This is a genomic window from Dyella sp. ASV21, from assembly GCF_016428975.1.
Lineage (GTDB): Bacteria > Pseudomonadota > Gammaproteobacteria > Xanthomonadales > Rhodanobacteraceae > Dyella.
Genome location: NZ_JAELTT010000028.1, coordinates 20,074 through 38,128, shown reverse-complemented (window position 1 = coordinate 38,128; position 18,055 = coordinate 20,074). Strand labels below are relative to the sequence as shown.

Genomic DNA, 18,055 nt, shown 5'->3' with positions numbered 1-18,055 from the left:
TGACTCAGTTCACATTGCTGAGACCTGCCCAGGTTTTGCATATCAAGCCCCGGCAAGCCACGCCGATAGGCCCAACAGGGACCCCCTTTTTTCCGTTGAGGGGTCCGGGAAGGGGCGTTTATGAAGGGCTGGATTCGCAGGACCTGGTTGGGTTGCGTAGTCGCCTTGGCGCTTGGCGTGCCATTGGCGCATGCGGACGGCGGGACGATTACGTTCACTGGCGCCGTAGTGACCCCGACGTGCAGCATCAACGGCGGCATCGCTGACGCCATATCCGCAGGTGTCGCCTCAAGCCAGCAACATTTCGGCTGCAGCGGCGCGGCCGATACGTCGTTTTCGGCACGGGAGCCACAGGCTTTTCGGGTGAGCGTCGAGCCGCTGGAGTCATCGTCGCTCGGTACGGATCGACTGATCAGCTATTTCTCGGGCTACGTGCGCGCCGCCGTCCCGGGGGACACGCACATGCAGCTGGTCACTCAAGCGTACGACTAACTTATCGGCGCTACCGCGAGGAACTTGAGGGCTGCTGTGACGCGGCTCTCATTGGTAGCTCATGGTAAAGGTCGCCGTGGCATTGACCGAGCCCGCCGTGGCCGCGCCGGTAGCGTAGTACTGCGCGTAGTACGGGATCGACAGCGTGCCGGTAGGCGCGGCGCCCAGCGCGGTGGCGGTGTTGAACACCACGGGGTTGAAGCTTTTGTCGAGCAATTGCACCTGCACCTTGCCCGCCGTGCCGGTGCTCACCAGCGTGCCCGTGGCCGTACCCGCGCCACTGGAGGCGGCCATGGTGATGTACACGTTGGCGCCGGCCTGGCAGGTAAGGTTGATGGCGAAGCCGGTGCGCCCGGCCACCGCCGCAGCGCTGCGCAGCGCCTGCGTGCTGACGGTGGGCAGAGTCACGGTGAAGTTGGTCGAGCCTGAGTTGACCGAGCAGGCCTGTACGTTGACGGTGGTCGAATTGAGCGTGAGCGAGCCGATCGGACCCACGCTGCTGGTCGAGCCGTAGATGTACCACCAGAACTGCGCGAGTTGGACGGAGCTGACCGTTCCTGGCGTTACCGCACCGGTTTTCATCAGTTGTCCGGTAAAGGTGACCGTGCTCGAGTTCTGGCCCGAGGTGACGTTGGCCGCCTCCCAGCCCGGCGTTTGCCCGGGCCCGCAGCGCAGGCAGCTGTTGTCCGAGGCCTGGATGGGCGAGGCCGTAAGTACGAACGCGATGCCCGGGACATTGGTCGCGAAACTGATGCCGCCGCCCGGCGGTGGGTCGGACGCATCGCGCGGCGCCAGGTTGCCCACCTGCAAGGTGGCCGTCTGTCCTGAGGGCAGGCCCGTGCAACTGAAGGTGACGCTGAGTGTGCCGGGCGTGCCGAGTTTGGTGCCTGTGGCGGTGCCCGTGGTCACCGTCACGGCGGGCACGGTGAGGGTGGCGCCGGAGGGGCTCACGGTGCACGTGGCGGCCAAGGCATGGCGTGGTACCAGGCCCAGGCAGAGCAGCAAGATCCATCCCAGCAAAACCTGGGTGGGGCGGGGCAAGCGAGCGATGTAAGCCATGATGGCGTCCTACGCAAAAACCAGTGACCAACGTAAAGGTGACGCGATGTCCTAACGCGTTCTACCGGGGTCTGGTTGAAGGAAACGCATCGGCTCGTCCCTTGCGAGCGATGGGCTTGGCGCCATGGTCGTTGCCATGGCGCCGGGGTCAAGGGTAAGTGACGGTAAAGGTGGCCGTGGCGGACAGCGTGCCCGCGCCCACCGCGGTGGTGAGCGCGTAATAACGAGCGTAGTAGCTGAAATTGTTGGCGCCCAGGACCGTGGTGCCGGCGGTCTTGGGGGTGCCGAAGGTGATCGGGTTGAGGCTGTTGTCGGTCAGCTGCACGCCGACATTGGTCGCCGAGCCGCTGGGCTTGATTACGCCCGTGGTGCCCGTTGGCTGGGTCGCCGTATCAAATTGCACTGCCACGTTCTGGCCGGCGGAGCCGGCAGGGCAGTTCAGGCCAATGGTGAACGCGGTCGCGCCTGCCGTTGCGCCTACCGTGCGCAAGGCGGTATTGGAAACCGTGGGTAGCGTCACCGCGATGTTGGGCGTGGTCACCGTGCAGGTCGGCGCCGCAAAGGTAACGCTGTTGGTCAACACGAAATCTTCGACGCGCAGTGAACCGTAGCGCCAGTAGCCGAGTGTGTTGGCGCTGAGTGTGCTGCCGGCGGTGATGGTGCCGGTGACCACCAGTTGCACCGCCGAAGCCACCGACATGGTGTAGTTGCCCGAGGCGATCGAGTCGTTCGGATACGTCGGCAGGATATAGCTCGAACCCGGATGCAGGATCTGATACCCCACGCCGGCGATGCCCGTGGGCATTACGGTGGAACCCGAGGTGCCTTGGCCGCCGACCAGGTTATAGACGCCGATGCTGGTATTGCCGGTGCAATTGATCACGGAGCTGCTCGGCGTCGGCGTGGTTACCGCCGAGGTCGCGATCACCGTGCCCACCGTCCAGCTCGGATTGATGGTGATGGACGAGGGCAGCGACATGTTGACCAGTTCCTTGTTGCCGCTGCTGAACGAGCATGCGGCGAAGGAGGCCATGGGCCACAGCATCAACATCAGCAAAACCAACAAGGCGCCAGCCTGGCGACGATGCATCATGAAGAAATCCCTGTATCGGCGACCGGTGTGCAGGTGGCGTCGATCGTTTCCAGTGCGTTGCTCTTGTCGCCCTTGCGTACCGGCGTGAGCTGATAGGAGAAGCCGCAGCTCATCGGCGAGGTTTCGTCAAAGCGCCACTGCACCTTGAGCGTGCCGCTGTCCTGCACGCCGCGCACCAGCGCCTGGCCACCCTGGCCGACCACGCCGATGTTCTGGTTGTGCTCGTCGATAATGTCGGCGCCAAAGGGCATCGGCTTGCCGTCGGTACGGTGCAGGCGCAGCACGGCGGTACGACCATAGGTGGTCTTGAACTTCACCATCACCACCGAACCGGCGTGCGGCGCGACCTGGCTGCTGGTGGCATCGAGCTGCACGTTCAGCGGCAGGCCCTTGGGGTCCAGCTCCACCACGTTGAGGTTGTAGGGCGTCATGTACGGGATCAGCGCATAACCGAAGCGATCGATGCGCACGCCCGCGGCGTTCATCACGCGAGCGCCCTCGGCATTCTTGGCCTCGACAATGGCCACCGTGTCACCCGCCGGCAGGCCGAAGGTGATGCCGCCCGGATGCGCCACGATGGTGCCCGACACACCCAGCGACGACTGCGAATAGCCGTTGCCCGAGCCGACGCTGCCATTGAATTGCGCGAACGGGCTGCGATAGCCGGCGTACACCGTGCCGGCGTTGCCGGCGCTGCTGCCCTCGCCCTGGCCGTTGTCGTGCGACGCCGTTGCGCCGTAGCTGAACTGGTTGTCCACGCCCAGCGTGCCGTTGATAGAGGCCTGGTCCAGCGTGTGCCCGGTGCTGTCGTGGGTAAAGCTGGCGCCGAAGCTGGGCGCATGCACGCTGTCGCCCAGCGGTAGCGTGATGCTGGCGTAGATCTCGTTGCTCATGCGCGAGTAGGCATCGCGCGTACGCGTCACGGAGATGTTGTAGCTCAGGCGGTGGAAGCTGTTGTTGTAGCCGGCCTGGAACTGCACGTCGGTGCCGTTGCGGTTCCAGTAATCGATGGCCGAGCCGGTAACGTACAGCGAGCCGCCGTGCTGGCCCAGACGCTGGTTGAGGTTGATGTCGAAGCGGCTGCGCTGGCGGTCGAGCTGACTGGTATAGGTGGTGAAGTTGCCGTTGTTCGTACCCTGCAGTGCGGCGATCTGCGCCGGCGTGAGCAGGTTGGTGGTCGACACGCCGTCGATGGTGGTCAGCGTGGTCGGGTCCACGTAGCGGTAGCCGCGCGCGATGTCCTGCAGCGTCAGCGCATCGCGCAGGCCCAGATAGCCGCTGGTGGAGTAGCGATACGTGGCCACCGACAGCTGCGTGTTGGTATCCGGCAGGATCTTGCTGTAGCTCAGGCGCACGCTCTGGCCGTTCTGCGTGGATTGGCCAGGAATTTCCGTGCGCGCGTCGGTGAGGTCCAGCGCCAGCGCGCCGAAGCGCGTGTTGAGCGCGGTACCCACCTGCACGGCGGCGTAGCTGTTGGTTGCGACCAGGCCGGTGTAACCGGTGAGCAGGTTGCTGAAGCCATGTTGCAGGGTGGCTTCGATCAAGGCCGGGTGGGCGTGGTAGTTGGCGTCGTGCAGCTCGCCGGCCACTAGCGAGAAGCGGTTCACGCCCGGGCGCAGCAACTGCGGCACCGATGCATAGGGCACGGAGAAGGTGCGCAGGCGGCCGTCGGCCTCGTTCACGCTCACCACCAGGTCGCCACCGTAACCGGTGGCATACAGGTCCGAGATAACGAACGGACCGGGCGACACGGTGGTTTCGTACAGCACCACGCCGTTCTGGCGCACGGTGACCTTGGCGTTGGTTTCCGCCACGCCGCGCACGGTCGGCGCGTAACCGCGCTGCGAATCGGGCAGCATGCGGTCGTCGGTGGTGAGCTGCGCGCCGCGCACGCTCACGCTGTCGAACAGGTCGCCAGCGGTATAGGAGTCGCCCACGGTCAGCTGCGCGCGCATGCTCGGCACGTCATGGCGTACGTACGTATCGAGGTTCTGCCAGTGCGACTGCGTCGGCATGCCGGCCGAACCCGATTGCACCACCAGGGTGGAATCATGGCGAAGCTGCCAGCCGCCGATATTGACGCCGGCATTGAGGCCCAGGAACGACGAGGTCTGGGTCACGCCGTTGCTGCGGTTGCGATAGCTGTTGACGTTGTAGTTGAGCAGGCCGGCGTTGACGCCCTGGTCCCAGTTCTCCGGGCTGACGTAACCGCGCGCGTGGTAGCCCATCCAGGCTTGCGGCACGGTCAGGTCCAGTCGCAGGTTGGGCTGGTCGAAGTTAACCGTGGCGTCCTGGATCAGGTCGCCGAGGCTGTGGCAGCTGGTGCTGTCCTCCAGCTTGGCTTGCTGTTCCGGGGTGAGCTTTTGCAGCGGCAGGCCGATCTGCTGGTACAGCGACTTGGTGATGCAGGCCGAAGTGGGGGCATCGGGCGACGGCGAGGCAAAGCGCACGTCGGCGCGGCCGACCCACGCATCGTTGAGGTAGATGTCGGTACGGTAGACGCCCGGCATGATCACGTTGCCGCGCTCGAAGCGCGAGATATCCGACGTGTTGTTGCCCGAGCCTGAAAGCAAGCTGCGATCGAAGTTGGCATCCGCCGCGGCGGAGGCATCGGCCCCGCCTGCGGTGGGGTTGGCGGCCGCCGCGTGCGAGGCGGCGTGCCAGGACAGCAAGACGCCGCCAATGGCCATGCACAGCAGCGCGCGACGGATAACGGGCTGGCCGTTACCGCTCACGAGGCTGTGATTGGCGCGTGGCATCGTCACGGGGTCACCGTCGCCGTGAACTGGTCGCTCGCGCCGTAGTCATTGATGGCGCTAAAGGTCACCACACTGCCGGCGACCGGCTTGGGCGCGCCTTCGTGCAGCGGCAAGGTCAGGTCGCCCATCGGGTCGACCATGCCGATCTCGGCGGCAATGTGCTTGCCCTCGCTGTCCACCTGCACTTCGGTGAGCGTGACGTGGTACGGCGTGGGGTTGTGCACCTTGAGAGCAGCACCCTTGGCGTCGGTGGCGACCTTCCAGGTCAGGGCTTCCGGCGCTTTCAACGGATCGCCAGGGAGGTGAGCGGGGCGATAGAACAGCTTCAGGCGCGAACGCAGCGCCAGCTGCAACAGGTTCTGCCCTTCGGCCTGTGCGCCCGTGGGCTTGGGCGGCACTTCCAGCACGTTGAGCCAGAACAGCGACTCGCGGTCGGCCGGCAGCGGCTCCTTGGTGAACACAATGCGCAGGCTCTGCTCCTTCTGCGCCTCCATGCGGAACAGCGGAGGCGTGATCAGGAACGGCACCTGCACGGAATCGGGGGTGGAATGCACATCGCCACGGTCGATCCACGACTCAACCAGCACGGGGTGGTCGTTGCTGTTGGTCAAGCGGACGGTCACTTCCCCTTCGTCGGCGTGAAACACCACACGGGTGCCGCCGATCAGCACGTTGGCTTGAGCTTGGGGAGCGCCAAGGCATAGGGCCAGCAGGCCCGCGCCCATTGCGCAGACGAACTTATTCATGGATACCTCGTGGGATTCAGGGCCGCCGAGGATGGCGATGGATTGCGCCGGGGTCCGTAGACCCCGGCGCGGGGTGTTGCTCGATTACTGGTACAGCATCGTGAACTGCACGCTGGTGTTCACCGTACCGGCGCCGGCGGCGGCGGTGGCGAAGTACTGCGCGTAGTACGTGATGTTGCCGGCGCCGCTGGCCAGGGTGGCCTGGGTCACGTTCTGCGAACCGGAGGCAGCGTTCAGCGCGATGGTCGAGAAGTTGCTGTTCAGCAGCTGCACTTCCACGTTGGTGGCGGTGCCGGTGTTGTTCTTCAGGTTGCCATCGGCCATCACGGTCGGGCCCGGCTCGAAGAAGGTGGTGGCCTTGGTCAGGGCACCGCAGCCGGACAGAGCCAGCGTGAACGGGGTGCGGCCGGCGACCGCGTTGGCGGCGTTCAGCGAGGTGGTGGATACGGTCGGCAGGGCCACGGCGATGGTGGCCGGGCTGTTGGCGCCGTTGATCTGGCAGGTCGAGGTGTTGATGGTGCCGGTGATGTTGATGGTGCCGTCCACTGCCGAAGCGGTGCGCGGTGCCAGGGCGGCAGCGGCGACGCTGGCGACCAGGGCGGTAGAGAGAAGCAGCTTATTCATACCGATGTCCTTTAACGATTTGTCAGGTGTTGCGGATCTTTGTTGCGCTTCCGGACACGCGGGCCAACGCCCCCCGATTGCGCTGTTTGGCTCCTGGCTCGTACCCCCTCTGGGCCGGTTTCCAGATCGCTTGCCCCGCTTAAAGCAATCCACGTGCCAACCCACGCAAGGCTCGATTTCTAGCCAAGTGTCGGGACGTTACGGGGGAGTTGCGTCAGGCGGAGTGACGATTTGCGCGAGTCGAATCGGGTCACATCGGGGCCCGAAACCGGCTCAATGTGCAAATTGTGTCACATTTTCGGAATGTTCTTATTGCCATGGACCTCAAGATTCCGGGCGATCAGCCGATACGATCCCCTGTGTAAAGCGTCCTTGACACGGCGCCCGATGGGCACGTAGGCTATGTCAAGCAAACTTGACATGAGCGGCAGGGGAAGAGGCTTGCCGCGCGCCGAACGGGGAGGGAGTGCCAGTGAATGCGTCGGATCAAGGGGTGTTTATGCGTCGCCTGACGCCCATGCATACCTGGCCCGCCTGGGCGCGTTGGCTGGCCATGGCCGGCGCGTCGGCCACAGTGGCGGCCGGTTTCTGGTTGATGGTGACGGGCGGATCGTTATGGCGAGTGCTGGGGCTGGCCCTGTTTGCCGCTGGCACGCCGCTGTCTATCCATGCCGGGCGGGCCTTGCGGCGGGAGCGCAGCCGGCCGATCGAGCGCCGCTACGCCCGCGAGTTCATGCCGGCCATGCTGCTTTACATGCTGCTGATGCTTTATGTCTGGCCCCTGCAAAAGACCATGGAGCCGGGCCCGCTCAAGCTGCTTACCGCGCTGGCGCCGGCACTGCCCATCGCCTGGGTCATCGTGGCCACCATTCGTTATGTGCTCGGTGCGGACGAACTGGAACGACGCCAGCACCTGGAGGCCATCGCCATGAGCGTGGCCATCGTGGGCGTGCTCAGCATGGCGCTGGGCTTTCTCTCGGCGGCCAAGCTGCTGGCGGTGGACGCCACCCTTGCCTTGCTGATGGTCTACCCCGCGCTGACCTTTACCTATGGCGTGTTGCATTGCTGGCTGATCTGGCGCGCGCGGGCCGAATGAACAACTGCATCCGCGAGCTGCGCAACGACCACGGCTGGTCGCAGGCGGATCTGGCCGACCGCCTGGACGTGTCGCGCCAGACGATCAATGCCATCGAAACCGGCAAGTACGACCCGAGCCTGCCGCTGGCATTCAAGATTGCGCGCTTGTTCGGTCTTTCCATCGAAGCGATCTTCGAGCCCGGGCCGTAGGCTGGCCCGTGTCCGCATGCATGCAACCCAACGACGTGAAGGGGTAAGGCAGATATGGCAATCCAAGGGCGAACCTTTCTGCGCCTCGGCATCGTCGCCGTGGGCTTGGCCGCGCTGGGCTGGAACCACTACCAGCATCGCCACGCCGCCAGCGCGGAGGCCGATGACGCCGCCATCGCCATGGCGGCCCAACACCCCGCCGAGCCGACCAAGCCCCAGACCTGGCAGCTCGGTCGCCTCACGCTCAAGCCCTGCGAGTTGGGTCAGCCCAATAGCGGTCTCTCCACGGCGGCCTGGTGCGCGCCGTTCGACGTGCCGGAAAACCGCGACGATCCGCACAGCCGCAAGATCGGCCTGAAACTGGCGGTGATCCGCAGCAGCGCGCAGGTGGCCAGCAAAGATATGTTGGTTTTGCTGGCTGGCGGCCCCGGTCAGGCGGCGACCGAATCCTGGCCGGGCGTGTCGTCCGCGCTGCAGTCGCTATTGGCCCATCGCCATGTGCTGCTGCTCGATCAGCGCGGCACCGGCGGTTCCAACCCGCTCACCTGCAAAGAGGACGGCGAAGGCACCGAAGGTGGCGCGGATGACGAGCTCGTCGCCAGCGCGCAGAAGCAGCGCGAAGAAGCCCAGCGCTGTCTGCGCCAGCTCGATGGCAAGGCCGACCCGCGCTACTACACCACCACCATCGCCGCGCAGGATCTGGAAGACGTGCGCAAGGCGCTGGGTTCGCCCAGCTTCGACCTGGTGGGCGTCTCCTACGGCACGCGTATGGCGCAGCAATACACGCTGCGCTATCCACAAGCCGTGCGCAGCATGGTCCTCGATGGCGTGGTGCCGAACGAGCTGGCGCTGGGCGAGGATTTCGCGCGCAACCTGGACGATGCGCTGAAGGCGCAGTTCGCCCGTTGCAGCGCCGAAGCCGATTGCCACAAGCGTTTCAACGACCCGTACCAGACGCTCTACCAGCTGCGCGATGCGCTACGCGCCAATCCGCACAAGGTGAGCTTTCGCGATCCGCAGACCTACCAGAGCGTGCAGCGCGAATTAAACGAGTACGCGCTGGCCAGCGTGGTGCGCATGTTCGCTTACTCGCCGCTCACCGCCGCGTTGTTGCCGCTCTCCATCGATGCCGCCGCCCACGGCGACGTGGGCCCCTTGCTGGGGCAGGCCAAGCTGCTCAGCGGCGACCTGTCCGACACCATGAATGGAGGCATGCAGTTGTCGGTGATCTGCAGCGAAGATGCCGACCTGCTCGCGCCGCGTCCGGAAGATGCCCACACCATCCTCGGCACGCGCATGGTCGATACCCTGCAGGCCACCTGCTCGGTATGGCCCAAGGGCTCGCGCCCGGCCGACTTCCATCAGCCACTGGCGACGGATCTGCCGGTGCTGCTGTTCTCCGGCCAATACGATCCGGTGACGCCGCCGCGCTACGGCGAACAAGTGGCAAGCCACATGCCACATGCGCGCCATCTCGTGCTCACCGGCCAGGGCCACAACGTGATCAACGCCGGCTGCGCACCGGAGCTGGTGCGCAATTTCATCGAAAAACTCGATGCAAAGGGCCTGGATGCAAAGTGCCTGGATCGCCTGCAGCCCACACCCATGTTCACCGACTTCAACGGAGCCGCGCCATGATCGAAGTGAAGGACCTGCACAAGGCGTTCGGTGCGGTGAAGGCCGTGGACGGCGTCAGCTTCGCGGCGCGCGACGGTGAGATCACCGGCCTGCTTGGCCCCAATGGCGCCGGCAAGACCACTACCCTGCGCATGCTCTACACCTTGATGACGCCCGACCGCGGCCAGGTGCTGGTGGATGGCATCGACGCCGCCCGCGATGCCCAGGCGGTTCGTCGCGAATTGGGCGTGCTCCCCGATGCGCGTGGCCTGTACAAGCGCCTCACCGCGCGCGAGAACATCGACTATTTCGGTCGCCTGCATGGCTTGCCGGAAGACCTGCTGGCGGCGCGGCGCGAAGCCCTGATCGGTGCGCTGGACATGGCCGATATCGGCGACCGGCGCACCGAGGGCTTTTCGCAGGGCCAGCGCGTTAAGACCGCCATCGCGCGCGCGTTGATCCACGATCCGCGCAACGTGATCCTCGATGAACCCACCAATGGGCTGGACGTGATGGCCACGCGTGCGCTGCGCCAGTTCATGCTGCACCTGAAGGCCGAGGGACGCTGCGTGTTGTTCTCCAGCCACATCATGCAAGAGGTGGCGGCGCTATGCGATCGCATCGTGGTCATCGCACACGGCCGCGTCGTTGCCGACGAGTCGCCTGAAGCGCTGCGCGAGCAGACAGGCGAATCCAATCTGGAGGATGCCTTCGTGAAGATCATCGGCAGCGAGGAGGGCCTGGCCGCATGAGTACGCCAGCCAACGTCATGCCCGGCCGCACCCGCGCATTTCTCACCGTGTTCCTCAAAGAGGTGCGGGAGAACCTGCGCGATCGCCGTACCTTGGTCAGCGCCTTCCTCACCGGCCCGCTGCTGGGGCCGCTGATCCTGGTGATGATGCTCAACATCACGCTCAATCGCGAGTTCGACAAGGCCGAACGCCCCTTGCCGGTGCCGGTGATCGGTGGCCAGTACGCGCCGAACTTCGTGGCCACGCTCAAGGCGGGCGGCATCGTGCCGGTGCCGCCCATCGCCAACCCCGAGTTGGCGGTACGCAAGCAGGATGCGGATGTGGTCCTGCGCATCTCGCCTGATTACGCCTCGGCCTGGCGCAAGGGCGAAGCAGTGCAGGTGGAGTTGATCTACGACTCGTCGCAGCGCGATGCCAAGGGCTCCGTGGAGCGCGTCACGCAGTTGGTGGAAACCTACGCACGCCAACAAGGCGCGATGCGATTGGTGGCGCGCGGCCTGTCGCCGAGCACGGCGTGGCCGGTGGCGGTGGCGCAGCGCGACCAAGCCACGGCCCAGGCGCGCGCGGCGTTGATGTTCTCGATCCTGCCGTACTTCTTCGTGCTCACCGTATTCATGGGCGGCATGTACCTGGCGATCGACCTCACCGCTGGCGAGCGCGAGCGGCAGTCGTTGGAGCCCTTGTTCGCCAACCCGGTGCCGCGCTGGAAGATACTGGCCGGCAAGCTGGCGGCGATCTGCACCTTCTCCTCGGCCAGCCTGCTGGTGACCTTGCTGGCCTTTGCCGTGGTGGGGCGTTTTATCCCTACCGAAAAGCTGGGCATGGAGCTGGACCTGGGCTGGCGCTTTGGCAGCCACGTATTGTTGCTGATGCTGCCGCTGATCGTGCTGCTGGCAACGCTGCAGTCGATGGTGGCGGCGTTTGCCAAAAGCTACCGCGAGGCGCAGACCTATGTATCGCTGCTGATGTTCGTGCCGGTGATTCCCAGCATCCTGCTCTCCACCATGCCGATCAAGGCGCAGAACTGGATGTACACCATCCCGCTGTTGGGCCAGCACCTGGGCATCATGCAGTTACTGCGCGGCGACGGCATCGACAACGGCCAGCTGGGCCTGTGCCTGGTCGGTAGCCTGTTCGCCGCGTTGCTGGGCGTGTTGCTTACCGCGCGGCTTTACCAGTCCGAACGCCTGGCGATTTCCGGCTGAGCGATCGCGCGCCCTCGCTGCGGCCGGGGGCGCGCGGCGCGGTACCATGGGCTTTTCCGCTCATCGAGAACCCCATGCGCCGCCATCTGCTAGCCCTCAGTCTTATCGCTGCCCTGGCCGCGTGCAGCTCGCACGACAACACGCCAACCACGCAGACGCCCGCACCGGCACCAGCAGCCAGCGCGCCGGCGACGCCACCGCCATCCACCGATGCCGACAATGCCGCCCAGCGCATGGCCAGCTACGCCACGGTCAAGCTCACCGCCGACCTTTCTGCGTTCGACGACAAGCAGAAGCAGATGATCGCGCTGCTGGTGCAGGCGGCGGATGTCACCAACGACATTTATTGGCAGCAGTCGTGGGGCGATAAGGCCGCGCTGATGGCGCGCATTCCCGATGAGGTCACGCGCCACTTCGCCGAGATCAACTACGGCCCGTGGGATCGCCTGGACAACGACCAGCCCTTCGTGGCCGGCGTAGGTCCGCGCCCGGCCGGCGCGCAGTTCTATCCGGCCGACATGAGCAAGGACGAGTTCGACAAGGCCGACCTCAAGGACAAAACGGGTCTCTACACGCTGCTGCGTCGCGACACGCAGGGCAAGCTGGTCACCGTGCCCTACCATGAAGCCTACAAGGCTGATCTGGAGCGCGCCGCCGGCCTGCTGCGCCAGGCGGCGGCGTTGTCGGCGGACAAGGAATTCGCCAGCTATCTCAAGCAGCGCGCCGAGGCCTTGCTCAGCGACGACTATCGCCCCAGCGACTTCGCCTGGATGTCGATGAAGAACAACCCGGTCGACATCGTGATCGGTCCCATCGAAACCTACGAAGACCAGCTGTTCGGCTACAAGGCCAGCTACGAGAGCTACGTGCTGGTGAAGGATCAGGCGTGGAGTGCCAAGCTCGCACGCTTCGCCAAGTACCTGCCCGAGTTGCAGCGCGAGTTGCCGGTGGACGACAAGTACAAGGCCGAGAAGCCCGGTTCCGACGCCGACCTCAACGCGTACTTCGCGGTGTACTACGCAGGCGACGCCAACGTGGGCGCCAAGACCATCGCCATCAACCTGCCCAACGACGAAGAAGTTCAGCTGAAAAAGGGCACGCGCCGCCTGCAGTTGGAGAACGTGATGCAGGCCAAGTTCGACCAGATCATGCTGCCCATCGCCAAGCAGTTGATCGCTGGTGACCAGCAATCGCATCTCACTTTCGACGCGTTCTTCGAGAACACCATGTTCCACGAGGTGGCGCATGGGTTGGGCATCAAGGACACGCTCACCGGCAAGGGCATGGTGCGCACCGCGTTGAAGGATCAGGCCTCCAGCTTCGAGGAGGGCAAGGCCGACATCCTGGGCCTTTACATGGTCACCAAGCTGGCCGAGAAAGGCGAGCTGGACAAGGCCAGGTTGATGGACAACTACGTTACCTTCCTCGCCGGCATCCTGCGTTCGGTGCGCTTTGGCGCCAGCGATGCGCATGCCAAGGCCAACATGGTGCGCTTCAACTTCTTCCAGCAGCAGGGTGCGTTCTCCCGCGATGCTGCCACCGGCACCTATCGCGTGGATTTCGACAAGATGACGGCCGCCATGAATGCGCTGTCCGCGAAGTTGCTCACCATCCAGGGTGACGGCGATTACGCCGCCGCCAAACAGCTCACCGACAGCATGGGCACGGTGGACGCCACGCTGGCCGGTGATCTGAAGCGTTTGGATCAGGCCAGGATTCCGGTGGATATCACCTTCGAACAAGGCCTGGATACGCTGGGCCTCGCCAAGCCCTGATAGCCAACGGAGGGAGCGCCGCGAAGGTGCTTCCTCCGGCGGTCACGCCAGGTGGCAGCGGGCCCAACTCGCCACGGCGCCGGGATGCTCCAGGTGCAGGTGATGCCCGCCGTCCATATGCGTCACCGCGATGTTCGTCACGCAGGCCGCGCGCGCCTGCATCTGCGCGCCGGGCAGGTACGGTGTATCCGGTTGCGATAGCAGCAAGGCAGTGGGCGCTTCGATGCCGCGCAGCAGGGCGTGGATCTGTGCTTCCGGCGAACGTAGTGCGGAGGGCCGGTTGAGGCGCGGATCGCTGCGCCAATGCCAGCCCGCGTCGGTGTGACGTAAGCCGCGTTCCACGATGGGGCGTGCCTGGTCGGCCGGCAGTCCGCTTGCCATCGTGCGCGCGGCGATGGCCAGCTCCACCGAGGAAAACGAGCGCAGGGAGCGCCCGGTGGCCGTGCTTGCGAGTGCGTCGCGAAAGCGACGCAAGGTGTGCTGGCCGTCGTCGGCGATCGGGCCCAGGCCTTCGATCAGCAGCAGCCGCGCGATGCGCTCGGGCGCGGCGGCTGCCACCAGCGAGGCGACGCCCGCGCCCAGTGAATGACCGAGCAGGTCGTAGCGCGTCAGCCCCAACAGGTCGGCGGCGGCCAATACGGTGCGCACATAGTCGATAAAGTGGTACTGCATGCCCGGTGGCAGATGCTCCGAATGCCCGTGCCCCGGCAACTCCAGCGCAATCACCCGATGCTCGGCGGCCAGCAGCGGCGCCAGTCGCGCAAAGCTGCCCGCGTTGTCGAGCCAGCCATGCAAGGCCAGTAGCGGCGGCGCGTTGTCGTTGCCCCACACCAGCGCGCGCAGGCGCAGATGGGGCAGGGCAACCTCGCGCTCGACCGGCGCGGCGGCGTTCACGCCGAAAACTCCGGCCAGCCACCCGCGTGGCGCAGCACCAGTTGGGCGAGACTGTCGACCTGGTCGGGGCTGTCGTTGAGCGCGGGGATATAGCGCAGCGCCTCGCCGCCCGCCTCGCGGAAGAATTCCGCGTTTTGCATGGCGATTTCCTCCAGCGTCTCCAGGCAATCCACCGCAAAACCGGGGCAAGCCACGTCCAGGCGCTTGATGCCGCTGGCAGCCAGCTCGCGCACGGTGACATCGGTATAGGGTTTCAGCCACTGTTCGCGGCCCACGCGCGACTGGAACGTCACCAGCAGTTCGCGCTCATCCAGCCCCAGTCGCTGACGCAGCGCCTCGGCGGTGGCCTGGCATTGCGCCGCATACGGGTCGCCCAGGCGCACGTAGCGCTCGGGAATGCCATGGAAGGACAGCAGCAGCTTCTCGCCACGGCCGTGGCTGGCCCACCACCGTTCGATGCTCCGCGCCAAGGCGTCGATATGGGCCGGATCGTCGTGATAGTCGTTGATCAGGCGCAGTTCGGGTGGCCAGCGCAGCGACTTCATGGCATCGGCCACCGCATCGATCACCGAGCCGGTGGAGGTCGCCGAATACTGTGGGTACAAGGGCAGCACCAACAGGCGCCGCACCCCTTCGCGTTGCAGTTGTTCGATTTGTCGTTGCACCGAGGGCTGTCCGTAGCGCATGGCCAAGGCAACGCGGATGGGCCCGTGCGGGCGCAGCGCCTCTTGCAGGCGCGCGGCCAGTGCCTCGCTGCCCACGCGCAGCGGCGAGCCCTGCGGGGTCCATATGCGCTGATATGCATGGGCTGAGCGAGACGGGCGCACGCGCAGGATCACCCCGTGCAGGATCAGCCACCACAGCCAGCGCGGGTAGTCGATCACGCGCTGATCGCCGAGGAACTGCGCCAGATACGGTCGCACCGCACGGGCCGTGGGTGCTTCTGGTGTGCCCAGGTTCACCAAGAGAACGCCTGCCTGAACAGACGGGTCATGGGAAGCGTCATCGGGGCCGGTATAGTCGGGGCTGTGTGGCATCGTGGCTGGCGTGGAGAAAACCGCCGCTGAGTCTGCCACAAGCTATCGGTGGTGCCGTGGGAACCAACGCCGCAGGGCCGCCGTCCAAATTTCAGCTCAGGAGCCGTCCATGATCAAAGCACCGCTGGTTCGTCTGTTGCTCGCCGCCCTGGTTCTGCTGTTGCCTGCCATGGCCGCGCAGGCCGAAGACCCGCCGCTGGTGCGCGCCCAGAACTCGGTGCGGGTGCTGACCGAGATCATGCAGGCGCCGGACAAGTCCATTCCCTCCGACCTGCTCAAGGAGGCCCGGGCCATCGCGGTGATTCCCGACCTGCTGAAGGTGGGCTTCGTGTTTGGCGGCCGCCGGGGCGAGGGCCTGATCTCGGTGAAGGGGCCGGACGGCACTTGGTCCAACCCCAGCTTTATCACCATGACGGGCGGCAGCGTGGGCTTCCAGATCGGTGCTTCGTCCACCGACGTGATCCTGGTGTTCCGCACCCAGCGTGGCGTGGACAGCATCGTCAATGGCAAATTCACCCTCGGCGCGGATGCCGCCGCCGCGGCCGGCCCGGTGGGCCGCACCGCGCAGGCGTCCACCGATAGCGACTTCAAGGCCGAGATCTACTCCTACTCCCGCTCGCGTGGCCTGTTCGCCGGCGTAGCCCTGGATGGCTCGGCCCTGCGCATCGATTACGACGCCAACGAGGCCATCTACGGCAAGGGCGTAACCCCTCGCCGCATCTTCGAAGGCGGGGTCAGCAACGTGCCTCCCCAGGTAGTGGATTTCAGGGATCGCCTGGAGGAGTACACTCAGCGTTGATGTGGAGCGGCGGCGTGTTAGCTTGACGGCTTCGTTCCGCCGCTTTGACGTCCTTGAGGCCTTGTCCATGAGCATCACTCATCTACTTATCCTGCTCGTCGTTGTCGTGCTGATCTTCGGCACCAAGAAACTGCGCAACATCGGTTCCGACCTGGGCGGCGCCGTGCGCGACTTCAAGAAAGGCCTGGACGGTGGCGAAGAAGACAAGACGCGCGACCCGAACGAGCGCCTGAAAGCCGATCCGCCGCCGGCCAGCACACAGAGCCAGGATCAGCACGACACCACTGAGACCAAGTAAGCCAGGTCGCAGGTCATGATCGAGATCAGCTTCGGCAAGCTGGTGTTGCTCGCGCTGATCGCGCTGATTGTGCTCGGCCCGGAAAAGCTGCCGCACGCTGCGCGCACCGCTGGTGCCCTGATGCGTCGCGTGCGCACCGGCTGGGACAGCGTGCGCGCCGAGGTGGAGCGCGAGCTGCAGGTGGAGGAAATCCGCCGCCAGGCGCGCGAGGCCGCTGCGCGTGCCGAAGCCGCCCAGAGCGAACTGGACGAAACCCTGCGCAAGATGCGCCCGACCGGCGGTGTCACGCAGACCGAGGCAACCGCCCCGGCACCGGCGGCGGAACCCGCCCCTGCCGCCATCGCCGACACCGCGTCGGCCAAGGAAACCCCGCATGGCAGCGCCTGAGCTGGATGGGCCTGACGCGGAAGGCCTGGAACAAAGCCTGTTCTCGCACCTGATCGAATTGCGCTCGCGCCTGCTCAAGGCCGTGATCGCGCTGGTGATCGTGCTGCTGGCGCTGATTCCTTTTGCCAATCGCTTGTATACCGAACTGGCGGCGCCGCTGGTGTCACGTCTGCCGCAGGGCGCGCACCTGATCGCCACCGAGGTCGCCAGCCCGTTCGTAACACCGCTGAAGCTGGCGTTCTACGCGGCGCTGTTCATCAGCATGCCGGTCATCGTCTATCAGCTGTGGGCCTTCGTCAGCCCGGGTCTGTACCGGCACGAAAAGCGCCTGGCGCGGCCGCTGCTGGCGGCGGCCCTGCTGTTGTTCTACCTGGGCTGCGCATTCGCCTATTTCCTGGTGTTGCCGGCGGCCTTCCGCTTCCTTACGGCGGTGACGCCGCAGGGCGTGGAAATGATGACCGACATCACGCATTACCTCGACTTCGTGATGCTGATGTTCTTCGCTTTTGGCCTCTGTTTCGAGGTGCCGGTGGCGGTAGTGATCCTGGCCGCGATTGGTGTGGTGAACCTGGAGCAGCTGCGCAATGGCCGTCGCTACGCCATCGTGGGTGCGTTCGCCATCGCCGCCTTCATTACGCCGCCCGACATCACCTCGATGATCATGCTGGCCATTCCCATGTGCGTGCTCTACGAGCTGGGCGTGCTGGCCGTGCGTTGGCTGCTCAAGCCCAGCGGAGCGAACGCCTCGTGAGCGACGTGGCTGCCCGCATCGATGAGCTGAAAACGCTGCTGAAATTGCAGCCGCACGTCGAAGGTGGCCATTACCATCGTTTCTATCCGCCGCCGTCCGCCGCCGCTGGCGATGGCCGGCGACCGGCGCTGAGTGCCATTCATTACCTGCTGGAAGCGGGCCGCTGCTCCAGTTGGCATCGCGTGGATGCCGAGGAAGTGTGGCACTTCGTGGAAGGCGAGCCGCTGGAGCTGCTGATCTACGACTCCGCGCGCAAGAGCCTGGAGCGCTGCCGCCTTGGCCCCATCGCACCGGGCACCAAGTCGATGGTGGTGGTGCCCGCCGGTGCCTGGCAGGCAGCGTGTCCGCTGGGCCGCTACGCGCTGATGACCTGCCTGGTCGCGCCGAGCTTCGAATACGATGGATTCGAACTGCTGGCGGAGAACGACCCGCTCGCCGGTCATCTCAAGGGCTTGGCACCCGAGATCGGCTTCTGACGCG

Annotated in this window: 19 protein-coding genes; 12 read left to right on the top strand and 7 right to left on the bottom strand. The window is 65.4% G+C overall.

The window, feature by feature from the left end:
- Positions 1–120 precede the first annotated feature (120 nt).
- Positions 121–492 carry a type 1 fimbrial protein gene (locus tag JHD67_RS11450; protein ID WP_199099312.1) on the top strand — a complete coding sequence of 124 codons (372 nt, stop codon included), beginning with the start codon at positions 121–123 and terminating at the stop codon, positions 490–492.
- Between the two features lie 48 nt (positions 493–540).
- Here the strand turns inward: JHD67_RS11450 and JHD67_RS11445 are convergent, their stop codons facing one another.
- From JHD67_RS11445 to JHD67_RS11425, 5 genes are all read right to left on the bottom strand, one after another.
- A complete protein-coding gene (locus tag JHD67_RS11445) occupies positions 541–1,551 on the bottom strand; it encodes a fimbrial protein (RefSeq protein WP_199099311.1) in 1,011 nt (336 codons plus the stop codon).
- A gap of 148 nt (positions 1,552–1,699) precedes the next feature.
- Positions 1,700–2,644, bottom strand: a complete 945-nt coding sequence (locus tag JHD67_RS11440) for a fimbrial protein (RefSeq protein ID WP_199099310.1) — start codon at positions 2,642–2,644, stop codon at positions 1,700–1,702.
- The gene (locus JHD67_RS11435; RefSeq protein WP_233171823.1) at positions 2,641–5,403 is read right to left on the bottom strand and encodes a fimbria/pilus outer membrane usher protein; all 2,763 of its coding nucleotides are present in this window, start codon (positions 5,401–5,403) and stop codon (positions 2,641–2,643) included. Before JHD67_RS11435 ends, JHD67_RS11440 begins: the two co-directional genes overlap by 4 nt.
- Positions 5,404–5,405: 2 nt before the next feature.
- Positions 5,406–6,149 (bottom strand): molecular chaperone, encoded by a 744-nt coding sequence (locus tag JHD67_RS11430; RefSeq protein ID WP_199099308.1) that lies wholly within the window; start codon positions 6,147–6,149, stop codon positions 5,406–5,408.
- A gap of 84 nt (positions 6,150–6,233) precedes the next feature.
- Positions 6,234–6,773: a fimbrial protein gene (locus tag JHD67_RS11425; RefSeq protein WP_199099307.1), complete on the bottom strand. Its 540-nt coding sequence runs from the start codon at positions 6,771–6,773 to the stop codon at positions 6,234–6,236.
- A gap of 499 nt (positions 6,774–7,272) precedes the next feature.
- Between JHD67_RS11425 and JHD67_RS11420 the strand changes: the two genes are divergently transcribed.
- The 6 genes from JHD67_RS11420 (at position 7,273) to JHD67_RS11395 (ending at position 13,409) form a co-directional block, all read left to right on the top strand.
- Positions 7,273–7,869 (top strand): hypothetical protein, encoded by a 597-nt coding sequence (locus tag JHD67_RS11420; protein ID WP_199099306.1) that lies wholly within the window; start codon positions 7,273–7,275, stop codon positions 7,867–7,869.
- On the top strand, positions 7,866–8,060 hold the full coding sequence (locus tag JHD67_RS11415) for a helix-turn-helix transcriptional regulator (protein WP_199099305.1): 195 nt from the start codon (positions 7,866–7,868) through the stop codon (positions 8,058–8,060). Before JHD67_RS11420 ends, JHD67_RS11415 begins: the two co-directional genes overlap by 4 nt.
- 54 nt (positions 8,061–8,114) lie before the next feature.
- Positions 8,115–9,698, top strand: coding sequence for an alpha/beta hydrolase (locus tag JHD67_RS11410; RefSeq protein ID WP_199099304.1), 1,584 nt, complete (start codon positions 8,115–8,117; stop codon positions 9,696–9,698).
- Positions 9,695–10,429 carry an ATP-binding cassette domain-containing protein gene (locus JHD67_RS11405; RefSeq protein WP_199099303.1) on the top strand — a complete coding sequence of 245 codons (735 nt, stop codon included), beginning with the start codon at positions 9,695–9,697 and terminating at the stop codon, positions 10,427–10,429. Before JHD67_RS11410 ends, JHD67_RS11405 begins: the two co-directional genes overlap by 4 nt.
- A complete protein-coding gene (locus JHD67_RS11400; RefSeq protein ID WP_233171819.1) occupies positions 10,426–11,634 on the top strand; it encodes an ABC transporter permease in 1,209 nt (402 codons plus the stop codon). Before JHD67_RS11405 ends, JHD67_RS11400 begins: the two co-directional genes overlap by 4 nt.
- Positions 11,635–11,708: 74 nt before the next feature.
- Positions 11,709–13,409 (top strand): Zn-dependent hydrolase, encoded by a 1,701-nt coding sequence (locus JHD67_RS11395; protein WP_199099302.1) that lies wholly within the window; start codon positions 11,709–11,711, stop codon positions 13,407–13,409.
- Between the two features lie 42 nt (positions 13,410–13,451).
- On the opposite strand, the gene JHD67_RS11390 is transcribed toward JHD67_RS11395, so the two are convergent.
- Both JHD67_RS11390 and hemH read right to left on the bottom strand, forming a co-directional pair.
- Positions 13,452–14,303 (bottom strand): alpha/beta fold hydrolase, encoded by an 852-nt coding sequence (locus JHD67_RS11390; RefSeq protein WP_199099301.1) that lies wholly within the window; start codon positions 14,301–14,303, stop codon positions 13,452–13,454.
- Positions 14,300–15,340 (bottom strand): ferrochelatase, encoded by a 1,041-nt coding sequence (gene hemH, locus JHD67_RS11385; RefSeq protein ID WP_199099326.1) that lies wholly within the window; start codon positions 15,338–15,340, stop codon positions 14,300–14,302. Before hemH ends, JHD67_RS11390 begins: the two co-directional genes overlap by 4 nt.
- A 109-nt stretch (positions 15,341–15,449) precedes the next feature.
- Between hemH and JHD67_RS11380 the strand changes: the two genes are divergently transcribed.
- From JHD67_RS11380 to JHD67_RS11360, 5 genes are all read left to right on the top strand, one after another.
- Entirely contained in the window at positions 15,450–16,139 is a 690-nt protein-coding gene (locus JHD67_RS11380; RefSeq protein ID WP_199099300.1) for a lipid-binding SYLF domain-containing protein, read from the top strand.
- 67 nt (positions 16,140–16,206) lie between these two features.
- Positions 16,207–16,437, top strand: coding sequence for a Sec-independent protein translocase subunit TatA (gene tatA, locus JHD67_RS11375; RefSeq protein WP_199099299.1), 231 nt, complete (start codon positions 16,207–16,209; stop codon positions 16,435–16,437).
- A gap of 15 nt (positions 16,438–16,452) precedes the next feature.
- Entirely contained in the window at positions 16,453–16,824 is a 372-nt protein-coding gene (gene tatB, locus JHD67_RS11370; RefSeq protein ID WP_199099298.1) for a Sec-independent protein translocase protein TatB, read from the top strand.
- On the top strand, positions 16,811–17,575 hold the full coding sequence (gene tatC / locus JHD67_RS11365; protein WP_199099297.1) for a twin-arginine translocase subunit TatC: 765 nt from the start codon (positions 16,811–16,813) through the stop codon (positions 17,573–17,575). Before tatB ends, tatC begins: the two co-directional genes overlap by 14 nt.
- The gene (locus JHD67_RS11360; RefSeq protein ID WP_199099296.1) at positions 17,572–18,051 is read left to right on the top strand and encodes a cupin domain-containing protein; all 480 of its coding nucleotides are present in this window, start codon (positions 17,572–17,574) and stop codon (positions 18,049–18,051) included. Before tatC ends, JHD67_RS11360 begins: the two co-directional genes overlap by 4 nt.
- The last annotated feature ends 4 nt before the right edge of the window (positions 18,052–18,055 follow it).

Bases quoted from the DNA above. Each gene is read 5' to 3' on its own strand.
- JHD67_RS11450 (WP_199099312.1), top strand. From the start codon at position 121: ATGAAGGGCTGGATTCGCAGGACCTGGTTGGGTTGCGTAGTCGCCTTG.
- JHD67_RS11445 (WP_199099311.1), bottom strand. From the start codon at position 1,551: ATGGCTTACATCGCTCGCTTGCCCCGCCCCACCCAGGTTTTGCTGGGA.
- JHD67_RS11440 (WP_199099310.1), bottom strand. From the start codon at position 2,644: ATGATGCATCGTCGCCAGGCTGGCGCCTTGTTGGTTTTGCTGATGTTG.
- JHD67_RS11435 (WP_233171823.1), bottom strand. From the start codon at position 5,403: ATGCCACGCGCCAATCACAGCCTCGTGAGCGGTAACGGCCAGCCCGTT.
- JHD67_RS11430 (WP_199099308.1), bottom strand. From the start codon at position 6,149: ATGAATAAGTTCGTCTGCGCAATGGGCGCGGGCCTGCTGGCCCTATGC.
- JHD67_RS11425 (WP_199099307.1), bottom strand. From the start codon at position 6,773: ATGAATAAGCTGCTTCTCTCTACCGCCCTGGTCGCCAGCGTCGCCGCT.
- JHD67_RS11420 (WP_199099306.1), top strand. From the start codon at position 7,273: ATGCGTCGCCTGACGCCCATGCATACCTGGCCCGCCTGGGCGCGTTGG.
- JHD67_RS11415 (WP_199099305.1), top strand. From the start codon at position 7,866: ATGAACAACTGCATCCGCGAGCTGCGCAACGACCACGGCTGGTCGCAG.
- JHD67_RS11410 (WP_199099304.1), top strand. From the start codon at position 8,115: ATGGCAATCCAAGGGCGAACCTTTCTGCGCCTCGGCATCGTCGCCGTG.
- JHD67_RS11405 (WP_199099303.1), top strand. From the start codon at position 9,695: ATGATCGAAGTGAAGGACCTGCACAAGGCGTTCGGTGCGGTGAAGGCC.
- JHD67_RS11400 (WP_233171819.1), top strand. From the start codon at position 10,426: ATGAGTACGCCAGCCAACGTCATGCCCGGCCGCACCCGCGCATTTCTC.
- JHD67_RS11395 (WP_199099302.1), top strand. From the start codon at position 11,709: ATGCGCCGCCATCTGCTAGCCCTCAGTCTTATCGCTGCCCTGGCCGCG.
- hemH (WP_199099326.1), bottom strand. From the start codon at position 15,340: ATGCCACACAGCCCCGACTATACCGGCCCCGATGACGCTTCCCATGAC.
- JHD67_RS11380 (WP_199099300.1), top strand. From the start codon at position 15,450: ATGATCAAAGCACCGCTGGTTCGTCTGTTGCTCGCCGCCCTGGTTCTG.
- tatA (WP_199099299.1), top strand. From the start codon at position 16,207: ATGAGCATCACTCATCTACTTATCCTGCTCGTCGTTGTCGTGCTGATC.
- tatB (WP_199099298.1), top strand. From the start codon at position 16,453: ATGATCGAGATCAGCTTCGGCAAGCTGGTGTTGCTCGCGCTGATCGCG.
- tatC (WP_199099297.1), top strand. From the start codon at position 16,811: ATGGCAGCGCCTGAGCTGGATGGGCCTGACGCGGAAGGCCTGGAACAA.